At 73.5% G+C, this 20,564-nt stretch carries 15 protein-coding genes; 11 read left to right on the forward strand and 4 right to left on the reverse strand.

All coding sequences use genetic code 11. The annotated features are described in order from the left end of the window. Nucleotides 1–99: 99 nt before the first annotated feature. On the reverse strand, nucleotides 100–1,977 hold the full coding sequence (dnaK, locus tag V5O40_RS03425; RefSeq protein ID WP_332904100.1) for a molecular chaperone DnaK: 1,878 nt from the start codon (nucleotides 1,975–1,977) through the stop codon (nucleotides 100–102). Nucleotides 1,978–2,197: 220 nt separating this feature from the next. On the opposite strand from dnaK, the gene V5O40_RS03430 reads away from it, so the two are divergent. The 10 genes from V5O40_RS03430 to V5O40_RS03475 all read left to right on the forward strand — a co-directional run bounded on the left by V5O40_RS03430 (nucleotide 2,198) and on the right by V5O40_RS03475 (nucleotide 17,423). Then, nucleotides 2,198–4,063, forward strand: coding sequence for a GTPase domain-containing protein (locus tag V5O40_RS03430; RefSeq protein WP_332904101.1), 1,866 nt, complete (start codon nucleotides 2,198–2,200; stop codon nucleotides 4,061–4,063). Between the two features lie 5 nt (nucleotides 4,064–4,068). Next, nucleotides 4,069–5,745 carry a GTPase gene (locus tag V5O40_RS03435; RefSeq protein WP_332904204.1) on the forward strand — a complete coding sequence of 559 codons (1,677 nt, stop codon included), beginning with the start codon at nucleotides 4,069–4,071 and terminating at the stop codon, nucleotides 5,743–5,745. 51 nt (nucleotides 5,746–5,796) lie between these two features. Then, entirely contained in the window at nucleotides 5,797–7,017 is a 1,221-nt protein-coding gene (locus V5O40_RS03440; RefSeq protein ID WP_332904102.1) for a hypothetical protein, read from the forward strand. Between the two features lie 487 nt (nucleotides 7,018–7,504). Further along, entirely contained in the window at nucleotides 7,505–7,933 is a 429-nt protein-coding gene (locus V5O40_RS03445) for a hypothetical protein (RefSeq protein WP_332904103.1), read from the forward strand. A gap of 636 nt (nucleotides 7,934–8,569) precedes the next feature. Further along, nucleotides 8,570–9,745, forward strand: a complete 1,176-nt coding sequence (pdhA, locus tag V5O40_RS03450) for a pyruvate dehydrogenase (acetyl-transferring) E1 component subunit alpha (RefSeq protein ID WP_332904104.1) — start codon at nucleotides 8,570–8,572, stop codon at nucleotides 9,743–9,745. Continuing rightward, nucleotides 9,745–10,734, forward strand: coding sequence for an alpha-ketoacid dehydrogenase subunit beta (locus V5O40_RS03455; protein WP_332904105.1), 990 nt, complete (start codon nucleotides 9,745–9,747; stop codon nucleotides 10,732–10,734). The genes pdhA and V5O40_RS03455 overlap by 1 nt, the downstream gene beginning before the upstream one ends. A 5-nt stretch (nucleotides 10,735–10,739) precedes the next feature. Next, a complete protein-coding gene (locus V5O40_RS03460; RefSeq protein ID WP_332904205.1) occupies nucleotides 10,740–12,215 on the forward strand; it encodes a dihydrolipoamide acetyltransferase family protein in 1,476 nt (491 codons plus the stop codon). Between the two features lie 217 nt (nucleotides 12,216–12,432). Continuing rightward, nucleotides 12,433–12,570, forward strand: a complete 138-nt coding sequence (locus V5O40_RS03465; protein ID WP_196255796.1) for a hypothetical protein — start codon at nucleotides 12,433–12,435, stop codon at nucleotides 12,568–12,570. A 342-nt stretch (nucleotides 12,571–12,912) separates the two neighbouring features. Beyond that, complete coding sequence (locus V5O40_RS03470; RefSeq protein WP_332904106.1) at nucleotides 12,913–15,372, forward strand: LppU/SCO3897 family protein; 2,460 nt, start codon at nucleotides 12,913–12,915, stop codon at nucleotides 15,370–15,372. 215 nt (nucleotides 15,373–15,587) lie between these two features. Continuing rightward, nucleotides 15,588–17,423 (forward strand): NHL domain-containing thioredoxin family protein, encoded by a 1,836-nt coding sequence (locus tag V5O40_RS03475; protein WP_332904107.1) that lies wholly within the window; start codon nucleotides 15,588–15,590, stop codon nucleotides 17,421–17,423. Nucleotides 17,424–17,452: 29 nt separating this feature from the next. Here V5O40_RS03475 and V5O40_RS03480 read toward each other — a convergent pair whose 3' ends face one another. From V5O40_RS03480 to V5O40_RS03490, 3 genes are read right to left on the reverse strand one after another with little or no spacing between them, the layout of a single operon-like run. Next, the gene (locus V5O40_RS03480; RefSeq protein WP_332904108.1) at nucleotides 17,453–18,202 is read right to left on the reverse strand and encodes a LamB/YcsF family protein; all 750 of its coding nucleotides are present in this window, start codon (nucleotides 18,200–18,202) and stop codon (nucleotides 17,453–17,455) included. Then, nucleotides 18,186–19,142, reverse strand: coding sequence for a 5-oxoprolinase subunit C family protein (locus V5O40_RS03485; RefSeq protein WP_408631822.1), 957 nt, complete (start codon nucleotides 19,140–19,142; stop codon nucleotides 18,186–18,188). The genes V5O40_RS03480 and V5O40_RS03485 overlap by 17 nt, the downstream gene beginning before the upstream one ends. Continuing rightward, nucleotides 19,040–19,717 (reverse strand): 5-oxoprolinase subunit B family protein, encoded by a 678-nt coding sequence (locus V5O40_RS03490; protein WP_332904110.1) that lies wholly within the window; start codon nucleotides 19,715–19,717, stop codon nucleotides 19,040–19,042. The genes V5O40_RS03485 and V5O40_RS03490 overlap by 103 nt, the downstream gene beginning before the upstream one ends. Nucleotides 19,718–19,823: 106 nt before the next feature. On the opposite strand from V5O40_RS03490, the gene trhA reads away from it, so the two are divergent. Next, a complete protein-coding gene (gene trhA / locus V5O40_RS03495) occupies nucleotides 19,824–20,501 on the forward strand; it encodes a PAQR family membrane homeostasis protein TrhA (RefSeq protein WP_332904111.1) in 678 nt (225 codons plus the stop codon). Nucleotides 20,502–20,564: the final 63 nt, after the last annotated feature.

A 20,564-nucleotide genomic window follows, 5' to 3' on the forward strand; every position in this document is an offset into this window, starting at 1 on the left:
CCCGGCGCCGACCCGGTGTCACCCGGGTCGGCGGCTCGTGGCTTCTCCGTCATACGACTACCTCATCCCTCTGCCCGTGCGCTCGGGTGGCCAGGACCGTCACTTCTTGTCCTCGTCCACGATCTCCGCGTCGACCACGTCGTCCGCACCGGGCCGTGCGCCGCCGGCCTGCGCGCCACCGGCCGCACCGGCACCACCGGCCGTACCGGCACCGGCCTCGCCACCCGGCTGGGCCTGCTCGGCCTGCTGGGCGTAGAGCAGCGAGCCCGCCTCCTGGGAGACCGTCGCGAGCCGCTCGTGCGCCGACTTGATCTTCTCGATGTCACTGCCACCGAGAGCGCCACGCAGCTCGCCGAGGGCCTCGTTGAGCTTCTCGCGGTTCTCGGCGGGGAGCTTGTCACCGTTCTCGGCGAGGAACTTCTCGGTCTGCCACTGCAGAGCCTCGGCCACGTTGCGGGTCTCGGCCTCCTCGCGGCGGCGCTTGTCCTCCTCCGCGTGCTCCTCGGCGTCCCGGCGCATCCGCTCGATGTCGTCCTTCGGCAGCGAGGAGCCGCCGGTGATCGTCATCTTCTGTTCCTTGCCGGTGCCCAGGTCCTTGGCGTGGACGTTGACGATGCCGTTGGCGTCGATGTCGAAGGTGACCTCGATCTGCGGCACGCCGCGCGGGGCCGGCGGGAGGCCGGTGAGCTCGAAGGTGCCGAGCTTCTTGTTGTACGCGGCGATCTCACGCTCGCCCTGGAAGACCTGGATCAGCACCGACGGCTGGTTGTCGTCGGCGGTGGTGAACACCTCGGAGCGCTTGGTCGGGATGGTGGTGTTGCGCTCGATGAGCTTGGTGAAGATGCCACCCTTGGTCTCGATGCCCAGGCTCAGCGGCGTCACGTCGAGCAGCAGGACGTCCTTGACCTCGCCCTTGAGCACGCCGGCCTGCAGGGCGGCGCCCACCGCCACGACCTCGTCCGGGTTGACGCCCTTGTTCGGCTCCTTGCCGGTGAGCTGCTTGACCAGGTCGGTCACCGCCGGCATCCGGGTCGAGCCACCGACGAGGATCACGTGGTCGACGTCGGAGATCTTGATCCCGGCGTCCTTCACGGCCTGCTCGAACGGGCCCTTGCAGCGGTCCAGCAGGTCCTGCGTCATCCGCTGGAACTCGGCCCGGCTGAGGGTCACGTCCAGGTGCAGCGGACCGGCCGCCCCGGCGGTGATGTACGGCAGGTTGATGTTGGTGGTGGTGGCGGCGGACAGCTCGATCTTGGCCTTCTCGGCGGCCTCCTTGAGCCGCTGCATCGCCATCTTGTCCTGCGACAGGTCGATGCCGTGCTCGCCCCGGAAGGTCTTCACCAGGTGATCCATGATCCGCTGGTCCCAGTCGTCACCACCGAGGAGGTTGTCACCGCTGGTCGACTTGACCTCGATGACGCCCTCGGCCAACTCCAGCAGCGACACGTCGAAGGTGCCGCCGCCGAGGTCGAAGACCAGGACGGTCTGCTCCTTGGAGCCCTTGTCCAGCCCGTACGCCAGGGCTGCCGCGGTCGGCTCGTTCACGATCCGCAGCACGTTGAAGCCGGCGATCTCGCCGGCCTCCTTGGTGGCCTGACGCTGGCCGTCGTTGAAGTAGGCCGGGACGGTGATCACCGCATCGGTGATCTGCTCGCCCAGGTAGGCCTCGGCGTCCCGCTTGAGCTTCATCAGCGTCCGGGCCGAGATCTCCTGCGGGGTGTACTTCTTGCCGTCGATGTCGACGGACCAGTTGGTGCCGATCTCCCGCTTGACCGAGCGGATCGTCCGGTCCGGGTTCGTCACCGCCTGGCGCTTGGCGACCTCACCGACGAGCACCTCGCCGTTACGGGCGAACGCGACGATCGACGGGGTCGTCCGCGAGCCCTCAGCGTTGGCGATGACGGTGGGCTCACCGCCCTCCAGAACGCTGACGCAGGAGTTCGTCGTGCCGAGGTCGATACCGACCGCACGTGCCATCTTCGCTTCCTCGCTTCGTTACGTTGAGCAGGTGACGGGCCCTCCCGTCCCGCTGCGCGGCACCTGCCGTCCGCAGCGACCCCACCTCAAGTTGAGTGAACTTGACTCAATAGTGCCACGCCCCCGGGAATCGTCAAGTCAAGGTTGAGTCGGATCGACGCAACTCACCAGTCCTACCGACCGGTTGTCTTACCTTGTGTCGGTCGGGCACGCTTTAGCGGTGACGACGCACGGCGATTCCGCCTCACCGTCCGGCGCGCCCGCCGTCGCAGCCCGCACCGGGTCCACCGGCGCCGGCGAGGACCGGCCCGCGCCCACCGGGGACGACACCCTGCCAGACGCCCTGACCAGTCTGCGCGCCGCGATCGGGGCGGCCCGGTTCCCGCTGGCCCTGCCCTCGGCCGAGCTGGCCGCACGCACCGTCGCCGCCCTCGCCGACCAGCTCGATGACTACCTGCTGCCCCGCCTGGCCCGCCTCGACGCTCCGCTGCTCGTGGTGGTCGGCGGATCCACCGGTGCCGGCAAGTCGACCCTGGTCAACAGCCTGGTGCAGGCCCGGGTCAGCGCGGCCGGCGTGCTGCGACCCACCACCCGGTCGCCGGTGCTGGTCTGCAACCCGGCCGACTCGGCCTGGTTCCGCCGGGGCGAGCTGCTGCCCGGGCTGACCCGCACCAACCAGCCCAGCGACGATCCCCGCACCCTGCACCTGGTCACCGCACCGGCGCTGCCCCCGGGGCTGGCGTTCCTGGACGCCCCCGACATCGACTCGGTGGTCGACGCCAACCGGGCCCTGGCCAACCAACTGCTCGCCGCCGCCGACCTCTGGCTCTTCGTCACCACCGCCGCCCGGTACGCCGACGCCGTCCCCTGGGAACTGCTGCACAACGCCCGAGCCAGGGGTGCCGTCCTCGCCCTGGTACTCAACCGGGTGCCCACGGAGGCGAGCGACGAGGTGGCCGCCCATCTCGCCGAGATGCTCGCCGAGCAGGGCCTCGACGCCGCGCCGCTGTTCGTGCTCACGGAGACCTGGATCGACGGGCAGGGGCTGCTACCGGGCCGCAGCACCGCACCGCTGGCCGACTGGTTCGCCCGGCTCGCCGCCGACGCGGAGGCCCGCGCGGCGGTGGTCCGGCAGACCCTCGGCGGCGCGCTGGCCCTGCTGCAACCCACCGTCGAGAGCCTGGCCCTCGCCGTCGACGAGCAGGTCACCGCCGCTGACGCGCTGGACGACCGGGTACGCGCGGCGTACCGGGCCGCGAACCGGACCGTCGAGCAGGGGCTGCGCGACGGTCGACTGCTCCGTGGCGAGGTGCTCGCCCGTTGGCAGGAGTTCGTCGGCACCAGCGACCTCTTCCGCACCCTCGAGGCGCGGATCGGCCGGCTGCGGGACCGCGTCATGGCCGCCTTCTCCCGCCGCCCGGCCCCCGCCGTCGAGCTGCGCGACGCGATCGAGTCGCAACTGGTCACCCTGCTGCGGGGGGTGGCCGCTGAGGCGGCCGAGCACGCGTACACCGGATGGAAGGCGCACCCGGCCGGCGCGGCGCTGCTCGAACCGGACCTGGCGCACCACGCCGCCGACCTGCCGCAGCGCGCCGAACGGCTGGTCCGCGACTGGCAGCGCGGCGTGCTGGAACTGGTCCGGGCCGAAGGTGGCGACCGGCGCTTCGTGGCCCGGACGGCGGCGTACGCGGTCAACGCCACCGGACTGGCCGTGATGATCGCTGTCTTCGCCTCCACCGCCTTCATCCCGACCGGGCTGGAGGTCGCCACCGGGGCCGGCACCACCCTCGCCGGCCAGGCGGTGCTTCAGGCGATCTTCGGCGACCAGGCCGTGCGTACGCTGGCCAGAAAGGCCCGCGAGGACCTGCTGGAGCGGGTGACGGTGCTGCTGGACGACGAGGCCACCCGCTATCTCACCCGGACCCGGCAGACCCGACCCCCGGCCCGGACCGCGACGGATCTGCGCCAGGCGGCCGAACGGGTCGAGGCGGCCCGGTTGCGCAGCGGCTTCGCCGACGCCGCGCCCGTGCTCAGCGCCCAGACGACGGGCGTCGACGCCCCGGTGACCGATGGGGAGCGGCCGTGACCGGCATGGGCGGACGCCTCCGCGAGGCGTTGCGGATCGCCGACGGGCGGGTGGATGCCGATCAACTGGTCGCCCGGCTGGAGGCGGTGCGGCGTTTCCTCGGCATCGTCGACGGGCACCTACCGGACACCCCGCTGGTGCCGGCCCGCACCCTTGTCGAACGGGCCGGCACCCGGCTGGCGCTGTCGCGCGACCACACCGTGGTGGCGCTGGCCGGCGCCACCGGCAGCGGCAAGTCGAGCCTGTTCAACGCGATGGCCCGGATGGACCTCTCACCCGTCGGGGTACGCCGGCCCACCACCGGTGTCACGCACGCCTGCGTCTGGGGCCCCCTCGACGGAGGCACCCGGCTGCTCGACTGGCTCGGCGTGCTGCCCCGCCACCGGTTCGTCCGGGAGAGCCTGCTCGACGGCGACGACGAGTCCACGCTGCACGGGCTGATCCTGCTCGACCTGCCGGACTTCGACTCCGTCGAGCACTCGCACCGACTGGAGGTGGACCGGCTGCTCGGCCTCGTGGACCTGGTGGTCTGGGTGGTCGACCCGCAGAAGTACGCCGACCGGGTGGTGCACCGCAGCTACCTCCGCGAGTTCCACCGGCACCGGGACGTGACGGTCGTCGTGCTCAACCAGACCGACCGGCTGCCTCCGGCCGAGGTGCCCCGGGTGCTGGCCGACCTGCGCCGCCTGCTCGACGCGGACGGGCTGGCCGAGGTGCCGCTGCTGGCCACCACCGTCGCCGACCCGGACGGCCCGGAGCGGCTGCGGGCGGCGCTGGAGCGTACCGTCGCCGAACGACAGGCCGCGCTGCGTCGCCTCTCCGGTGACGTCGACGCCGTCGTCGACGCGCTGGACGACATGGTCGGCGCGCCCCGCACGGCGCTCGCCGCGGACGATCCCGCGGTCACCGCGCTGGACCGTGCCCTGTGCAGGGCGGCGGGAGTGCCGACCGTCGTGGCGGCGGTCGAGCAGGCGTACCGGCATCGCGCCGCGGCGGCCACCGGCTGGCCCCTGCTGCGGCTCTGGCGGCGGCTGCGGGCCGATCCGCTGCGCCGGCTGCATCTGCCCGACCGGCGGGCCGGCGGTGACCCGGCGGCGAGCCTGGTGGCCGCGACCTCGGTACCCGAGCCCAACGCGGCCGACAAGTCCGCGTTGGCGTTGGCCCTGCGGACGGTCGCCGAGCGGGCCGGGGCCGGGCTGCCGAACGCCTGGCCGGACGCGATGGCCGCGGCGGCCCGGTCCCGCCTCGGCGACCTGCCGGACGCCCTGGACGGCGCGCTGGCCGGCACCGATCTCGGCGTCGACCGTCCCCGTGTCTGGTGGCGACTGGTCGGCGGGGTGCAGTGGCTGGTGACGCTCGCCGCGGCGGCCGGGCTGGGCTGGCTGGTCCTCGGTTACGCGATGCGGGCACTCGGGTTGCCGGAGTTGCGGCACCCGATGGTCGGTGAGGTACCGGTGCCGACCCTGCTGCTGCTCGGTGGACTGCTGACCGGGGCGCTCGTCGCGGCACTGACCCGACCCCTGGTCAGGTGGGCGGCGCGGCAGGCTCGACAGCGGGCGGAGGCGCGGCTGGCCCGGGCCGTCGCCGGTGTCGGCGAACAGCAGGTGCTGGCCCCGGTGCGGGCGGTGATCGCCGCGCACGCCGACGCGCGCACCGTCCTCGAGGTGGCCCGACACCGCTGACCCGGCCGCCGAACGTTCCTGGACCCCGCGCGATCGGCGTAGGGTCGAGTCATGGCCACGCCACAGACCCCTTACGAAGCGGTGCTGCACGCCGCACGCGACGTGACCAAGCTCGACTCGGCCCTCGACGCGGAGATGCTCGGTGCGGCCCTGCTCGGCAGCGTGTACGAGGTCGCCGAGACGGACCGGGAGGCGGCGGTGCGCGACTTCGTGGGCGAGTTCCTCGCCGCCACCTCGCGACGGCGGGCGGTCGCGGCGACGACGGTCCGGGCCGTCTTCGCGGCCCTGGTGCCGGACGCGGCGGGCGCCGACCGGGTGCGGCCCGGTGCGACCGCGCCGGCCTGGTCCGGGCAGCTCGGCAAGGTGCACGTCACCGGCACCTGGGCATACGGCGACGTGTACGGCGACCAGACCTCCTACCTGGCCACGTTCGCCTACGACGATGCCACCGGAGGGCCGGAACACGCCCTGGTCGCCCTGATCGACCACAACATCGGCATCACCAAGGACGTCTTCGTCGGCGGTCCGGCCGGCCGGATCCTGGAGCAGGTCAGGCAACTGTGCGCCGAGGACGAGCTGACCTGGTTCCGGGAGGAGAGCCCGACCCGGATGCGCGACCAGGTGAGCCGGCATCTCGCCGTGACCGATCATCTGGGCCAGCTGCCCGGTGCCGCCTCACTCGCCACCGACCGGGCGCTGGTCGGGGCCCGGCTGGCGGTGCTGCCGGCCGCGACCGCACCACCGCCCCGGCAGGCCGACGACCCGTTGCCCGACGCCGAGCGAGCCGCGGAGATCCGTCGTTTCCTGGGCTCACCGGACGCAGCCCGGGCCGGACTGGACGCGGTCGACGACGCCGAACTGGCCTCGCTGCACTTCTGTCTGGGCCTGCTGCTCGACCACGCGGCCACCTTCCCCGACGCCGACCCGCTGCGGTGGAGCCCGACCGTCGCCGGCCTCTTCCTGCTCGACTGGGTGCACCGCCGTGCCGTACTCGACATGGACGACGCGGCGATGCTGCCCCGGGTACTGCGCGCCTGGGCCGGGTACGCGGCCCACCGGCGCGGGCTGCCCGAGTCGGCGGCTGCCGCCACGGACGCGGCGATCGAGGAGATGGTGCCGGAGTTCGTCCGGCTCTACGCGACCGGCGAGCGGCGCAGCCCGGCCACCGCCGCGGTGGCCCAGTTGATGGCCGACGGCGTCGACCCGGACGATCCGGCGGCCCTGGACGCCTGGATCGAGGCCAACCGGCACCGTCTCGCCGACGACGGCTGACCCGCACCTACGCTCACCGGACCGCCGGACGCACGGCGTCGCCGGGCAGCCGCCGGGCCGACACCGCTACCGCGGCCGGGACCGGGCGCGGGCGCTGCCGTTGCGCTCGGGTGTGCCGAGCACAGCCGGCTCGGTCACGATGCTGGTCGGTGGGGGTTCCGGCGCGGACCCACCGCCACTCGGACCCCCCGGCACGGTGGGCCCGGCGGACGCGGAAGGACCGCTGGACGCACCCGGGTCGGTCGTCGGCTCCGGGTCACTCGACGTGGTCGGTTCGGCAGACGCGGTAGGACCGTCCGACGAGCCCGGATCGGCAGACGCCGAAGGATCACTCGACGGGCCCGGATCGGCGGACGCGGAAGGATCACTCGACGGGCCCGGATCGGCGGACGCGGAGGGATCGGTCGACGGGCCCGGGCCCGCGGGAGGCGGGTCGCTGGACGCGGTCGGATCGGCCGAGGCGGTCGGATCGGCCGAGGATGTCGGCGTGGGCGAGGCGGTCGGGGTGGGCGAGCCGCTGGTCGGGGCCGGTGAGGGTGTCCGGGACGGGACGGGCGCCGGGCGAGGGGCCGGTGTGCTGGTGGGCGTCCGGGGGGCCGGTGCGGTGGCCGGCGCGCCGGGGCGACGCGCCGGCGTGTGCTCGACCGGTGTACCGATGATCGCCGGCCGGGGCGTCGGCACCACGGGGATGACCGGCGGCGCCGCCGGTTCGACCGAGGGCACCGCGGTCACGATGGAGGTCGGCGAGCCACTGGGTGGCGGTGGGACCACTACCGGTCCGACGGAGGGTGTCGGGATGAACGGCGTGCTGCCGTCCGGCAGCGCCGTGCTGCCGACCGTCGCGGAGCCGGTGCTGATCGCGGCGAGAACCGGCATCGAGGCGGTGCCCGCCAGCAGCGCCACCGTCAGCAGATAGCCCCGGGTTGGCCCGGCGGTACGCACGGCCCGGTGCGCACCCACCACGCGCCGGTAGCCGGGCGCCCGATGCCGGCCGAGGACCGGCGCGCCCGGGCCTTCACCTGGTTCGGACACCACGCACCCCCTCGTCGTCACCCCTGGTCGAGGCCGCCGTCCGGGCGCCCTCGCGGGCCGTTCGGAAGCGGCAGCCGACCCGCGCGATCAGCCTGGGGCAGTGACTCTGCGTCAGCCAAGACCACACCGCGTGTCGACACGCGTATCTGGCCGAATGGTGACGAACCACCACCGGAACGGCCGGGAGTCGCTCGACCCGACACTGCGGCACTTCGGGTAACGAAGCGGGCCGGCCACCGGATGCGGGGCGGGCGGGGTGTGGGACGCCTCACCTCTGATGCGAAACTGGAGCCACGGCGGCAGCGCAGCCGCGACCTCCGCGCACCCACGCGGTAGGCGCGACTGGGCACCGGCGCTCCCGAACCGGGTTCGGCCAGAATCCGGCTCATGCCGCGCGGCAACCCCTACCGGGGTCAGGCGCGGCCGCCAGGAACCATCCCGGCACCAGCCGGGACGGGCGCACGAGTCGCGCGGCCGGGTGACCCCCCGGTGCCGACGCAGACACGACAGGGAGAGACGGATGGCAAAGGGCGACCCCGGGGCTCCGGCCCGCGGCCGGCGAGCCGCACCCCGATCCAGGAAGGCCACGACCGGCGATCCGGAGCTGGTGCAGCTGCTCACGCCCTCGGGCGAGCGGATCGAGAGCGTGACCGGCCCGGACGGCACCGAGTACCGCGTCGACTTCACCGACGAGGAGTACCGCGGCCTCTACCGCGACCTGGTGCTCGTCCGGAAGCTGGACGCCGAGGCGACGGCCCTGCAACGACAGGGCGAGCTGGGTATCTGGGCGAGCCTGCTGGGCCAGGAGGCGGCGCAGGTCGGTTCCGGCCGGGCGCTGCGTAGCCAGGACATGGCCTTCCCGACCTACCGGGAGCACGGCGTGCTCTACTGCCGTGGCATCGACCCGATCATGCCGCTGGGCCTGTTCCGTGGGGTCGACCAGGGTGGCTGGGACCCGAACGAGTTCAAGTTCAACATGTACACCATCGTGATCGGCGCGCAGACCCTGCACGCCACCGGCTACGCCATGGGCGTCGCGATGGACGGCCGGACCGGCACCGACGACGGCGAGGCCGTGATCGCCTACTTCGGCGACGGCGCAACCAGCCAGGGCGACGTCAACGAGGCGTTCGTCTGGGCCGGCGTGTTCAACTCACCGCTGGTGTTCTTCTGCCAGAACAACCAGTACGCCATCTCCGAGCCGCTGGAGCGGCAGACCCGCATCCCCCTGTACCGGCGGGCCGCCGGCTTCGGCTTCCCCGGCATCCGGGTCGACGGCAACGACGTGCTGGCCACGTACGCGGTGACCCGGCACGCGCTCGACAACGCCCGGCACGGGCAGGGCCCGAGCCTGATCGAGGCGTACACCTACCGGATGGGCGCGCACACCACCTCCGACGACCCGACCCGCTACCGGATCGCCAGCGAGGTCGAGGCGTGGCAGGCCAAGGACCCGATCGCCCGGATGAAGGCGTTCCTGGAGCGGGAGAAGATCGCCGACGCCGGCTTCTTCGGCGAGGTCGACGAGCAGGCCCGCCGCGAGGCGGTGGACCTGCGTGAGCGGGTGCTAGCCATGCCGAACCCGGAGCCGGGCACCATCTTCGACCACGTCTACCCCAACGGGTCCCCGCTGCTCGACCAGCAGCGGGAGCAGTTCAGCCGGTACCTGGAGTCGTTCGAGGGGAGCGTGCACTGATGGCCACGGAGACCCTCACCCTCGGCAAGGCCCTCAACGCCGGCCTACGCAGGGCGCTCGAGAACGACCCGAAGGTCGTCATCATGGGCGAGGACGTCGGCAAGCTCGGCGGCGTCTTCCGGATCACCGACGGGTTGCAGAAGGACTTCGGTGACCAGCGGGTGATCGACACCCCGCTGGCCGAGTCCGGCATCATCGGCACCGCGGTCGGCCTGGCCATCCGGGGCTACCGTCCGGTCTGCGAGATCCAGTTCGACGGCTTCGTCTACCCCGCGTACGACCAGATCGTGTCGCAGGTGGCGAAGATGCACTACCGGTCGCGGGGCAAGCTCAACATCCCGATGGTGATCCGGATCCCGTTCGGCGGCGGCATCGGCGCGGTGGAGCACCACTCCGAGTCGCCCGAGGCGTACTTCGCGCACACCGCCGGGCTGAAGGTGGTGTCCTGCGCCAACCCGCAGGACGCGTACGTGATGATCCAGCAGGCCATCGCCTCGGACGACCCGATCGTCTTCCTGGAGCCGAAGCGGCGTTACTGGGAGAAGGGGCCGGTCGACCTGGACGCCCCGCTGTCCGAGGCGTACCCGCTGCACGCGGCCCGGGTCGCGCGGGCCGGCACCGACGCCACCCTGCTCGCGTACGGCCCGATGGTGCGTACCTGCCTCGACGCGGCGACCGCCGCCGCCGAGGACGGACGGAACCTGGAGGTCATCGACCTGCGCACGCTCTCCCCGCTGGATCTCGGCGTGGTGTACGAGTCGGTGCGCCGTACCGGCCGCGCGGTGGTGGTGCACGAGGCGCCGTCCAACCTGGGCATGGGTGCGGAGGTCGCGGCCCGGATCACCGAGGAGTGCTTCTACTCGCTGGAGTCGCCGGTGCTGCGGGTGGCCGGCTTCGACACCCCCTACCCGGCGGCCCGGGTGGAGGAGGAGTACCTTCCCGACCTCGACCGGGTGCTCGACGCCGTCGACCGCACCTTCGGCTGGTGAGCGGCATGTCGCGGATCAAGGAATTCAACCTGCCCGACCTGGGCGAGGGGCTGACCGAGGGCGAGATCCTCGCCTGGCTGGTCAAGGTGGGCGACACGATCGAGCTGAACCAGCCGATCGTCGAGGTGGAGACGGCGAAGGCGGCCGTGGAGATCCCGGCGAAGTGGGCCGGCCAGGTCCAGGCGATCTTCCACCCGGAGGGCACGACCGTCGAGGTCGGCACCCCGATCATCGCGATCGACACCGAACCGGGCGCCGGCCCGGCGGAACAGTCCACCACCGGTGCGTCCACCAGTGACCTGCCCACCCCGTCGGCGGCGTCGTTGGCCGCCGTCGAGGTCGCGCCAACCGAGGGTGCGGTCGAGCCGGGCCTGATCGGTGGTCCCGCCCCGGGTGGCCGTACCGCCGTCCTCGTCGGGTACGGCCCGCGCACCACGGCGGCCAAGCGTCGCCCCCGGAAGGGCGCTGCTCCGGCCGCCTCCGCACCGGCGGCCGCGCCGGCGGCACCGGTGCAGCACAGCCCGGTGCCGGTCGTCGCGGCACCCGTGCAGCCTCCGGCCCCGGCGGTCAACGGCAACGGCCGGAGCAGCGGACCGGTGCTGGCCAAGCCGCCGGTGCGCAAGCTCGCCAAGGATCTCGGGGTCGACCTGAGCGCGCTCACCGGGTCCGGCCCGTCGGGTTCGATCACCCGGGAGGACGTACAGCGGGCGGCGGCGGCCCCGGCGGCGGCCGAGCCGCTGACGGTCACCAGCCCGGTCAGCTCGGCCGCGAGCTTCGGCGCGGACCGTGAGCAGCGCATCCCGGTCAAGGGGGTACGCCGCCTCACCGCCGAGAACATGTCCCGCTCGGCCTTCACCGCCCCGCACGTCACCGAGTTCCTGACCGTGGACGTGACCCGCGCCATGAAGGCGCTGGACCGGCTGCGCGGGCGGCGGGAGTGGCGTGACGTACGGGTCTCGCCGCTGCTGCTGGTCGCCAAGGCGGTGCTGCTGGCGGTCCGGCGGCATCCGATGGTCAACTCCAGTTGGGCCGGCGACGAGATCGTCGTCAAGGAGTACGTGAACCTCGGCATCGCGGCGGCCACCGAACGCGGCCTGATCGTGCCGAACATCAAGGACGCCGGCCGGTTGACCCTGCGTGAGCTGGCCGACGCGATGACCGACCTGGTGCAGACCGCCAAGGCCGGCAGGACCTCGCCGGCCGACATGTCCGGCGGCACTCTGACCATCACCAACGTCGGGGTGTTCGGGGTGGACACCGGAACGCCGATCCTGCCCCCGGGTGAGTCGGCGATCCTGGCGTTCGGCGCGGTACGCGAGCAACCCTGGGTCCACAAGGGCAAGGTCAAGCCGCGCCTGGTCACCACGCTCGGCCTCTCCTTCGACCACCGGATCATCGACGGTGAGCTGGGGTCGAAGTTCCTCCGTGACGTGGGCGACTTCCTCGCCGATCCGGAGGCGACGCTGCTCGCCTGGACCTGACGCGTCAGCACGGCTTCGGCCGGTGTGCCACGGGTTGCCGCCCGGCACACCGGCCGTTGCCGTTTGACGAAGAAAGGTTTGCCATCGAGGGTTGCTCACCTAAGATTCGTAGGCTGGTGGCTCAGCTCACCTAATAATCGCTGGAAAATCCGACCTCGCTGCGCTTCAATGGAGGTGACGACGGGACGACAACCGAATAGCCAGGAGGAGAGACACCATGAGCATGATCGAGCGAATCCGCAACCGCCGCGACGCCAACCGCCGCGCCCGTGCCATCGAGCGGGCCCTGCGCTCCGCCAACTCGCCCGCGGTCCGCGACGAGATCCTCGCCATCGCCCAGCGTCACATGCACTGACGCCACACGACGTTATCCGCCTCCTCCAGATCGACGACCCGCCCGGGCACACCGGGCGGGTCGTCGGCGTTACGACGGCCGCTGACACCGGGATACCGCCCCGACGCAGCGCCCGGTACGGTGGGGCTCGGTCGTCGTCCGCGCTCGGGGCCAGGCCGAGGCGATAGAAGCACCTCGACACCGCCCGGCGACGGACAGTGACGATCGAAGCTCCCCGGAAGCCCACCAGCGGCTACCGGGATACGGTGCGGGGAGCCGGCATCGCCGGTACGCCGGCACCGCCGGCTGCCCTGCCGAGACCATCGGCGACGGCGGCCGACATGTGATGGAGGAGGCGCACGCATGACGTCCGAGGGCCCGCACCGCCCCGGCCAGGAGCCGGACGAGGCGCCGCCGGGCGGCGGCGGACCGGCGCCGTACGGCGACCGTCCGACTCAGCAGGACAACGGGTACGGCGCGACCGCCCCCGACCTCGGTTGGGCTCCGCCACCACCCGCCCGCCCGGACACGTCCGCACCAGCCTGGGCGAACCAGCAGGGCAACGCCTGGGGCAGCGCCCAGGCGACGCGTCAGGCGGAGGCCGTGCCCGGCAACTGGGACCAGCCCGCCGGCAACCAGCAGCCCTGGGCGCCCCAGGGGGACCAGCCGCAGCAGCCGACCCCGGGTTGGGCGCCGGCCGGTCCGCCCACATCGGAGGGGCCTGCCTGGGCGAACGGCGGCCAGGCCGGGCCCGCCTGGGCCACCGATCCCGCCACTGCGGACACCGCGCAGCCGGCAGAGTGGACGCCGAACCAGCCGGCGAGCCAGCCCGACCGCGCCAACGGTCAACCACCGGCTGGCCAGCCGGGCTGGGCCAACGGTCAGGCCGCCGCGGGCCAGTCCAACCCGGCAGCGCCCAGCGGCTGGGGCGGCGGTCAGCAGCCCGACTGGGCAGGCGCCCCCCGGACCGACGATCAGACCCCCGGCTGGGCCTCGACCGCCGGTCCGCCCGAGCCGCCCCAACCGGCCTGGGCGCAGAACGACCAGCCGACGCCGACCCGCGAGCCGGCGGCCCGGGCCAGCGCTCAGGTGCCGGTCGCCGACGCGGGTCAGCAACAGCGGCCCACCGACGGGTCGTCCCACGCCGAGGCGTGGCCCGCCGAGCAACCGGAGCAGTCCGGCTGGGCGGCCGGCCAGCGGCGGGAACCCGCCGGCGGTTGGGCGAGCGACCAGCCGGCGGAGGGCTGGCACGCGGGTGGTGACCGCCCGTCGCAACCCGACTGGGCCACCCCCGCCCAGGAGGAGCCGGCCGGTTGGGCCGGCGGCAACCCGGCTGCCGGGCCGCCGCCGTCCTGGAGCCCGTCCGCGAAGCCGCTCCCGTCCCGTACCGCCGCTGACCGGAACGCCATGCCGGACATCCAGCCCTGGGCACCCGGAGAGGCGTGGGGTCAGCCGACCGCGGAGCCCGCCGCGCCCCGGACCAACGCCGAGCCCGATCCGGGCCGGTCCGACGATCCGGTCTACCAGCCGGCACCCGCCCCGGGCATCTCCCCGGCCAACGTGGTGCCGTTGCCGCCGCAGGAGCAGCGCGTGCCGGGTGCCAGCCTGGCCGCCACGCCGCCCGCGGACTTCGCCCAGCCCCCGCCGTTCACCGACGACCCGGCCGGGTCGGCCGGTGGCCCGGCCTGGGGCCACCCCGAGCCCCGACACGACGAGTCGCAGTCACCGGCGATTCCGGCGCCCCGTACCTCTCCCGAGGCCGAGGGCCGCCCCGCGTCGCCGGCCGGCGGTGGTGTCGCGGCGAGCGCGTCCGTGCCACTGTCCAGTCGGGTCATGCCCCCGGCCGACCATCCGGCTCGCCCGGCCGGTTCGCCCGCGCCCCAACCACGGGTGTACGGCCGGCCGGCCCGCACCGAGCACACCGAGGAGCCGGCGCCGGAGCACGACGAGCAGCCGCTGGTGCCCCGCTTCGACCAGGGTCCGGGCCGGTTCGACGGTGACCGGGGCGCGGCGCGCGGCGATCAGGGCCCGGAGCGGTACGAGCCGGCCCCGGAGCCCCGCTTCGCCGACCGGGAGCCGCCGATGGGCGGGCCGAACGCCTTCGCCGGTCCGGCCGCTCCGGCGTCGCCGGCCGCCCCACCTCCCTTCCCCCCGGGGATGCCGTCCTTCGTCGACGCGCCGCCGGCCAACCGGCCGGTCAACGGCGTTCGGCCGCACGCCGAGCCGGACCGCCCGGCCGACCCGTTCGGCGGCGCGCCGCGTGACCCGTTCGGTGCCCCGGGCAACGACCCGTTCGGCGGGCCGTCCGAGCGCCCAGGCGGCACCTACGGCGCCCCTTTCCGGTCCGAGGCCGGCGGCGAGCACAACCCGGCGTACCCCCCGCCGCCACAGTCCGCACCGCCGTGGAGCCCGGGTCCGGGCAGTGGATCGGGCGAGGCGGAGCAGGGCCGCTTCGACGCCTTCAAGCCGGTCGCCGAACCAGCTGCGGAAGCCCCGGCACCGAAGGTGCGCAACGGACGGGTGCTCGCCGCGGTACTGGTCGCCGCCGTGCTCATCCTGGCCATTCCGCTCGGCCTGCTGATGCTGCTCGGCATGGTCGGCGGGTCGGACGACGCGAACGCCTTCGACCCGCCGATCGGCTCGTGCGTCAAGCGTTCCGGCAGCACCGCGGTGGCTGCCGACTGTGCCGAGCCGGAGGCATTCAGCGTGGTGTCCAAGGTCGAGTCGAAGGACAAGTGCCCCGACCCGGCCATGCCGCACGTGGACCTGCGCGGCGCCACCGCCAACCCGGTGCTCTGCCTCAAGGAGGCGACCGGCGGCTGAGCCGGCGTACCCGTCGGCGGGGTCACGGTTCGTCCGTGACCCCGCCGTCGCTGTCTCGGGGCTCGCCCTGCCAGCCGGCCAAGCTCGCAGTTCGCGGCAAGTCGCGCCTTCCGGCCGGCGTGAGAGCCCGCGTTGCGGCAATCCGTGCTCGTCGCGCCTCCCCGGGCTCCCCCCTTCGCGCTGGTGGGCGTCCGCCGGTAGGGCACGATGGGGTCATGAGTGCACGCGTGCGGGCTCCCGAACTGCGGGGTCGGGCCTGGCTGAACACCGGCGGGCGGCGGCTGACGCTCGCCGACCTCCGAGGCAAGATCGTCATAGCGGATTTCTGGACCTTCTGCTGCATCAACTGCCTGCACGTGCTCGACGAGCTGCGTCCTCTTGAGCAGAAGTACGCCGACGTCCTGGTGGTGATCGGGGTGCACTCGCCGAAGTTCGAGCACGAGAAGGACGCCGACGCGCTGGCCGCCGCCGTCGAGCGGTACGGCGTGCACCACCCGGTCCTCGACGACCCCGAACTCGACATGTGGCAGCAGTACGCGGCCCGCGCCTGGCCGACCCTCGCCGTGATCGACCCGGAAGGGTACGTGGTGGCCACCATGGCGGGCGAGGGTCACGCCGACGGGCTGACCCGGCTGATCGACGACCTGATCGCCACCCACGAGGCCAAGGGCACGCTGCACCGGGGCGACGGCCCGTACGTCCCGGTCACCGAGCCGGAGACCACCCTGCGCTTCCCCGGCAAGGCGGTGGTCCTGCCCGACGGCGGCCTGCTGGTCTCCGACTCGGCGCGGCACCGCCTGGTCGAGTTGGCCGCCGACGCCGAGACCGTCGTCCGGACCATCGGCACCGGTGAGCGGGGCCGGACCGACGGTGGTGCCGGTGTCGCGACCTTCTCCGAGCCGCAGGGGTTGGGTCTGCTGCCGCCGCACGTGGCCGAGGTCGCCGGCTACGACCTGGTGGTCGCCGACACCGTCAACCACCTGCTGCGGGGCGTCCGGCTGGCCACCGGCGAGGTGCTCACCGTGGCCGGCACCGGGCGGCAGTGGCGGTCGACGGTCGACGACCACGCACACGACGCCCGCTCGGTCGACCTCTCCTCTCCCTGGGATCTCGCCTGGTACGACGACCGGATCGTCATCGCCATGGCCGGCATCCACCAGCTCTGGTGGTTCGACCCGATCAGGCGCACCGCCGGCATGTACGCCGGCACGACCGTGGAGGCGCTGCGCGACGGGCCACTGGCCGAGGCGTGGCTGGCCCAACCGTCCGGGCTCGCCGTCTCCGCCGACGGCAGCCGGCTGTGGGTCGCCGACAGCGAGACCAGCGCCATCCGCTACGTCGAGAACGGTGTCCTGGGTAGCGCCGTGGGTCAGGGCCTCTTCGACTTCGGGCACGTGGACGGGCCGGCGGCGCAGGCCCTGCTCCAGCACCCGCTCGGCGTCTGCGCCCTGCCCGACGGCTCGGTCCTGATCGCCGATACCTACAACGGCGCGGTACGCCGGTACGACCCGGCCGACGACCGGGTCGCCACCGTCGCCGCCGGTCTGGCCGAGCCCAGCGACCTGGTCCGCACCGCCGACGGCGCGGTGCTGGTGGTGGAGTCGGCGGCGCACCGGATCACCCGGCTGGCTCCTGGTGCGCTCTCGGCGGCCGGCGCGGAGACCGTCGACGGTCCCCGGCACCGTACCGAGCGCAGGCCGACGGAGTTGAGCGCGGGTGAGGTGGTCCTGGACGTCGTCTTCACGCCGACCCCCGGGCAGAAGCTGGACGACACCTTCGGACCGTCCACCCGGCTCGTCGTCTCGGCGTCGCCACCGGAGCTGCTGGTCGAGGGGGCGGGCACCGGCACGGAGCTGTCCCGGCGGCTGGTGATCGACGGATCGGTGCCCGACGGGGTGCTTCAGGTCACCGCCCAGGCGGCCACCTGCGATGCCGATGTGGAGCACGCGGCCTGCCATCTGACCCGGCAGGACTGGGGCGTACCGGTGCGGGTGGTCGACGGCGGCGCCGGCCGGCTGCCGTTGGTCCTGCGCGGCATGGACGCCGGCTGACGCCCGACCACGGTGCTCTGCCTCGCACCTCAGGCGAACGGGGCGGGGGTGACCCCGGCGTCGACCAGGGCGGCGCGGACGAGTTCCGCGGCGGCCACCGCCCCGGGGGTGTCGCCGTGCAGGCAGACCGACTCCACCACGCACGGGACCGTACCGCCGTCGACGGTCGTCACGACCCGCTCGGTGGCCATCCGCACCGCCCGGCGGGCCACCTCCTGCGGGTCGGTGACCAGCGCGTCCGGGAAGGTGCGCGGTACCAGGCGACCGTTGGGCAGGTAGTTGCGGTCGGCGAAGCCCTCGGCCACCACCCGGACCCCGGCGCCCTGGGCGAGCTGGGCGAGGACCGAACCGGGCGGGCAGAGGACGGGCAACTCCGGGTCGTGGTCCTCGATCGCGGCCAGCAGGGCCGCCGCTGGCAGTTCCTCGCTGGCCGCCGCGTGGTAGAGCGCCCCGTGCGGCTTGAGGTAGCGAACCCGGGTGCGGTACGCCCGGCAGAAGGCGTTCAGCGCACCGAGCTGGTAGAGCACCTCGTCGCGCAGCTCGGCGAACTCGTACTCGATGTGCCGCCGGCCGAAGCCGGCGAGGTCCCGGTACCCGACCTGGGCTCCGACGGCGACTCCCCGCTCGGCGGCGGCGGCGCAGACCCGGCGCATCGTGGCCGGGTCGCCGGCATGGAAGCCGCAGGCGACGTTGGCCGAGGTGACCAGGTCCAGCAGGGCCTGGTCGTCGCCGAGACGCCAGATGCCGAAGCCCTCGCCGAGATCAGCGTTGAGGTCCATGAAATCTCACCGTAGTGCCTGGGCGGGCCTGTGCGAGCGGGGTCACGTCCGCCACCACCGCGATGACCGGGTATCCGCCGGTGGTGGGATGGTCGGCGAGGAAGACGAGTGGCTGACCGTCCGCCGGCACCTGCACCGCGCCGAGCACGAGTCCTTCGCTCGGCAGCTCCCCGGCCACCGAGCGGGGTAGCGGCGCGCCGCTCAGGCGCGCGCCGACCCGGTTGCTCAACGGACTCACCTGGTACGCCGTGCCGAGCAGCCGGTCCAGTGCCGCCGGGGTGAACCAGTCGTGCCGAGGTCCGAGTCGTACGGTGAGCCGCAGCTCCGGCGGCGACGCCACCGGCACGGTGACGTCGACCGGGGCGGGCGGGCCGGCGGGGGCACCCAGCGGCAGCTGGTCGCCGTCGCGTAGCGGGGCCGGTCCGAGCCCGGCGAGGGTGTCGGTGGAGCGGCTGCCGAGCACCGGTGTGACGGCGATGCCACCGGCCACCGCGAGCCAGCAGCGCAGGCCCCGTCGGGCGGGGCCGATGCGCAGCACCGCCCCGCGTGGGACGGCCAGTGGGCGACCGGTGTCGCCGGGACGCTGGCCGACCCGCACGTCGGCGTCGGCACCGACCACGGCGACGGTGGTGGCCCGGCTGGGTCGCAGCTCGCAGCCGGTCAGGGTGATCTCCAGCCCGGCCGCCTGCTCCGGGTTGCCGACCAGCCGGTTGGCCAGGCGCAGCGCCGCCGGGTCGAGGGCACCGGAACGGGGTACGCCGAGGTGTGCCCAGCCCGGTCGGCCGAGATCCTGCACGGTGGTCAACGCCCCGGCCCGGAGCACTTCGAGGAGGCCGCTCACCGGTCCACCAGCCGGACCCGGGTGCCGGGGCTGAGCAGGGCCGGCGGGTCCGCCGTCACGTCGAAGAGGGTCACCTCGGTGCGCCCGACCAGCAGCCACCCGCCGGGGGACGCGGTGGGGTAGACGCCCGCGTACGGACCGGCAAGCGCGACCGAGCCGGCCGGCACCCGTGCGCGGGGTGTCGCCAGCCGGGGCACCGCCAGCTCGGCGGGCAGCCCGGTGAGGTATCCGAAGCCGGGTGCGAAGCCGCAGAAGGCGACCTGGAACTCGGTGACCCGCAGGCGACGTACCACCCCGGGTCCGTCCGTGCGCCAGTGATCGGCCACCCGGCTCAGGTCTTCCCCGTCAAAGGTCACGGGCACCTCGACGAGACGGGCGGGTGCGGCGGCGGTGGGCGCGGTCGCGGCCCTTTCGACCGGTGGCGCGGTGGTGGTCCAGGTGGCGATCCGGGCGGCGGTGGCCGGCGGGTCGGGTACGCCGTCGAGCAGCACCGTGGCGGCGGCCGGAACGATCTCGACGGCGACCAGTTCGCCGAGTTCACGGCGGCGCCACAACTCCGCCCGCCACGCCTCGACGACGGCGGCCACATCGGTTACCGATCCGGGAGTGTCAGTGTCCTCCGGACTGGCGAGGTCGAGCAGGAGTGCCCGGGTGCCGACCGTTCTGATCCGCATCCCACCATCCTCCCGGACGAGCGGAAACGTCCGCGTCGGCTACCTGTCGGACGACGTGACCAGTTGCACTACCCGAAAGTAACCTACGCTGCCGTAACCTATGGGCGTGACCACCTCAGCACGCCCCCGGCTCAAGCCGGTCGACATCGGGAAACCCCGGATGCGCGGCTGGCTGCACACGTACGCCTTCTTTGTCGCCCTGGTCTGCGGCATCGTGCTCTGTTCGATCGCCGCCACCCGCCCGGGCTGGACACCCCTGGTCAGCTCCGCCGTCTACAGCTTCACCGTCTGCGGCCTCTTCGGCACCAGCGCGTTGTACCACCGTCGGGTGTGGTCGACCCGCGGCTATGCGGTCATGCGCCGGATGGACCACTCGATGATCTTCCTGTTCATCGCCGGCACGTACACACCGTTCTGCCTGCTGCTGCTGGAGACCCGGGCCGCCGTCATGATGCTGTCGATCGTCTGGGGCGGCGCCCTGGGCGGCGTGGCGCTCAAGCTGATCTGGCCGCACGCCAACCGGTGGATCTCCGCGCCGCTGTACGTCGCCCTCGGCTGGGTGTCGGTGGCGATGCTGCCCGACATCCTCCACCAGGGCGGCGTCACCGCCCTGGTGCTGCTCGCGGTGGGCGGCGGGATCTACACCGTGGGGGCGGTCTTCTACGCGCTGCGTCGCCCCAATCCGTGGCCCACCGTCTTCGGCCACCACGAGTTCTTCCACGCCTGCACCCTGGTCGCGGCCATCTGCCACCACATCGCCATCTACTTCGCACTGTTCGCCTGAGCCGGCGCGGCACCCACCGACAACGGGGGTGGTGAGCCTCGTCGCTCACCACCCCCGCTGGGT

Origin of the sequence: Micromonospora palythoicola, assembly GCF_036689795.1 — a bacterium.
Lineage (GTDB): Bacteria > Actinomycetota > Actinomycetes > Mycobacteriales > Micromonosporaceae > Micromonospora > Micromonospora palythoicola.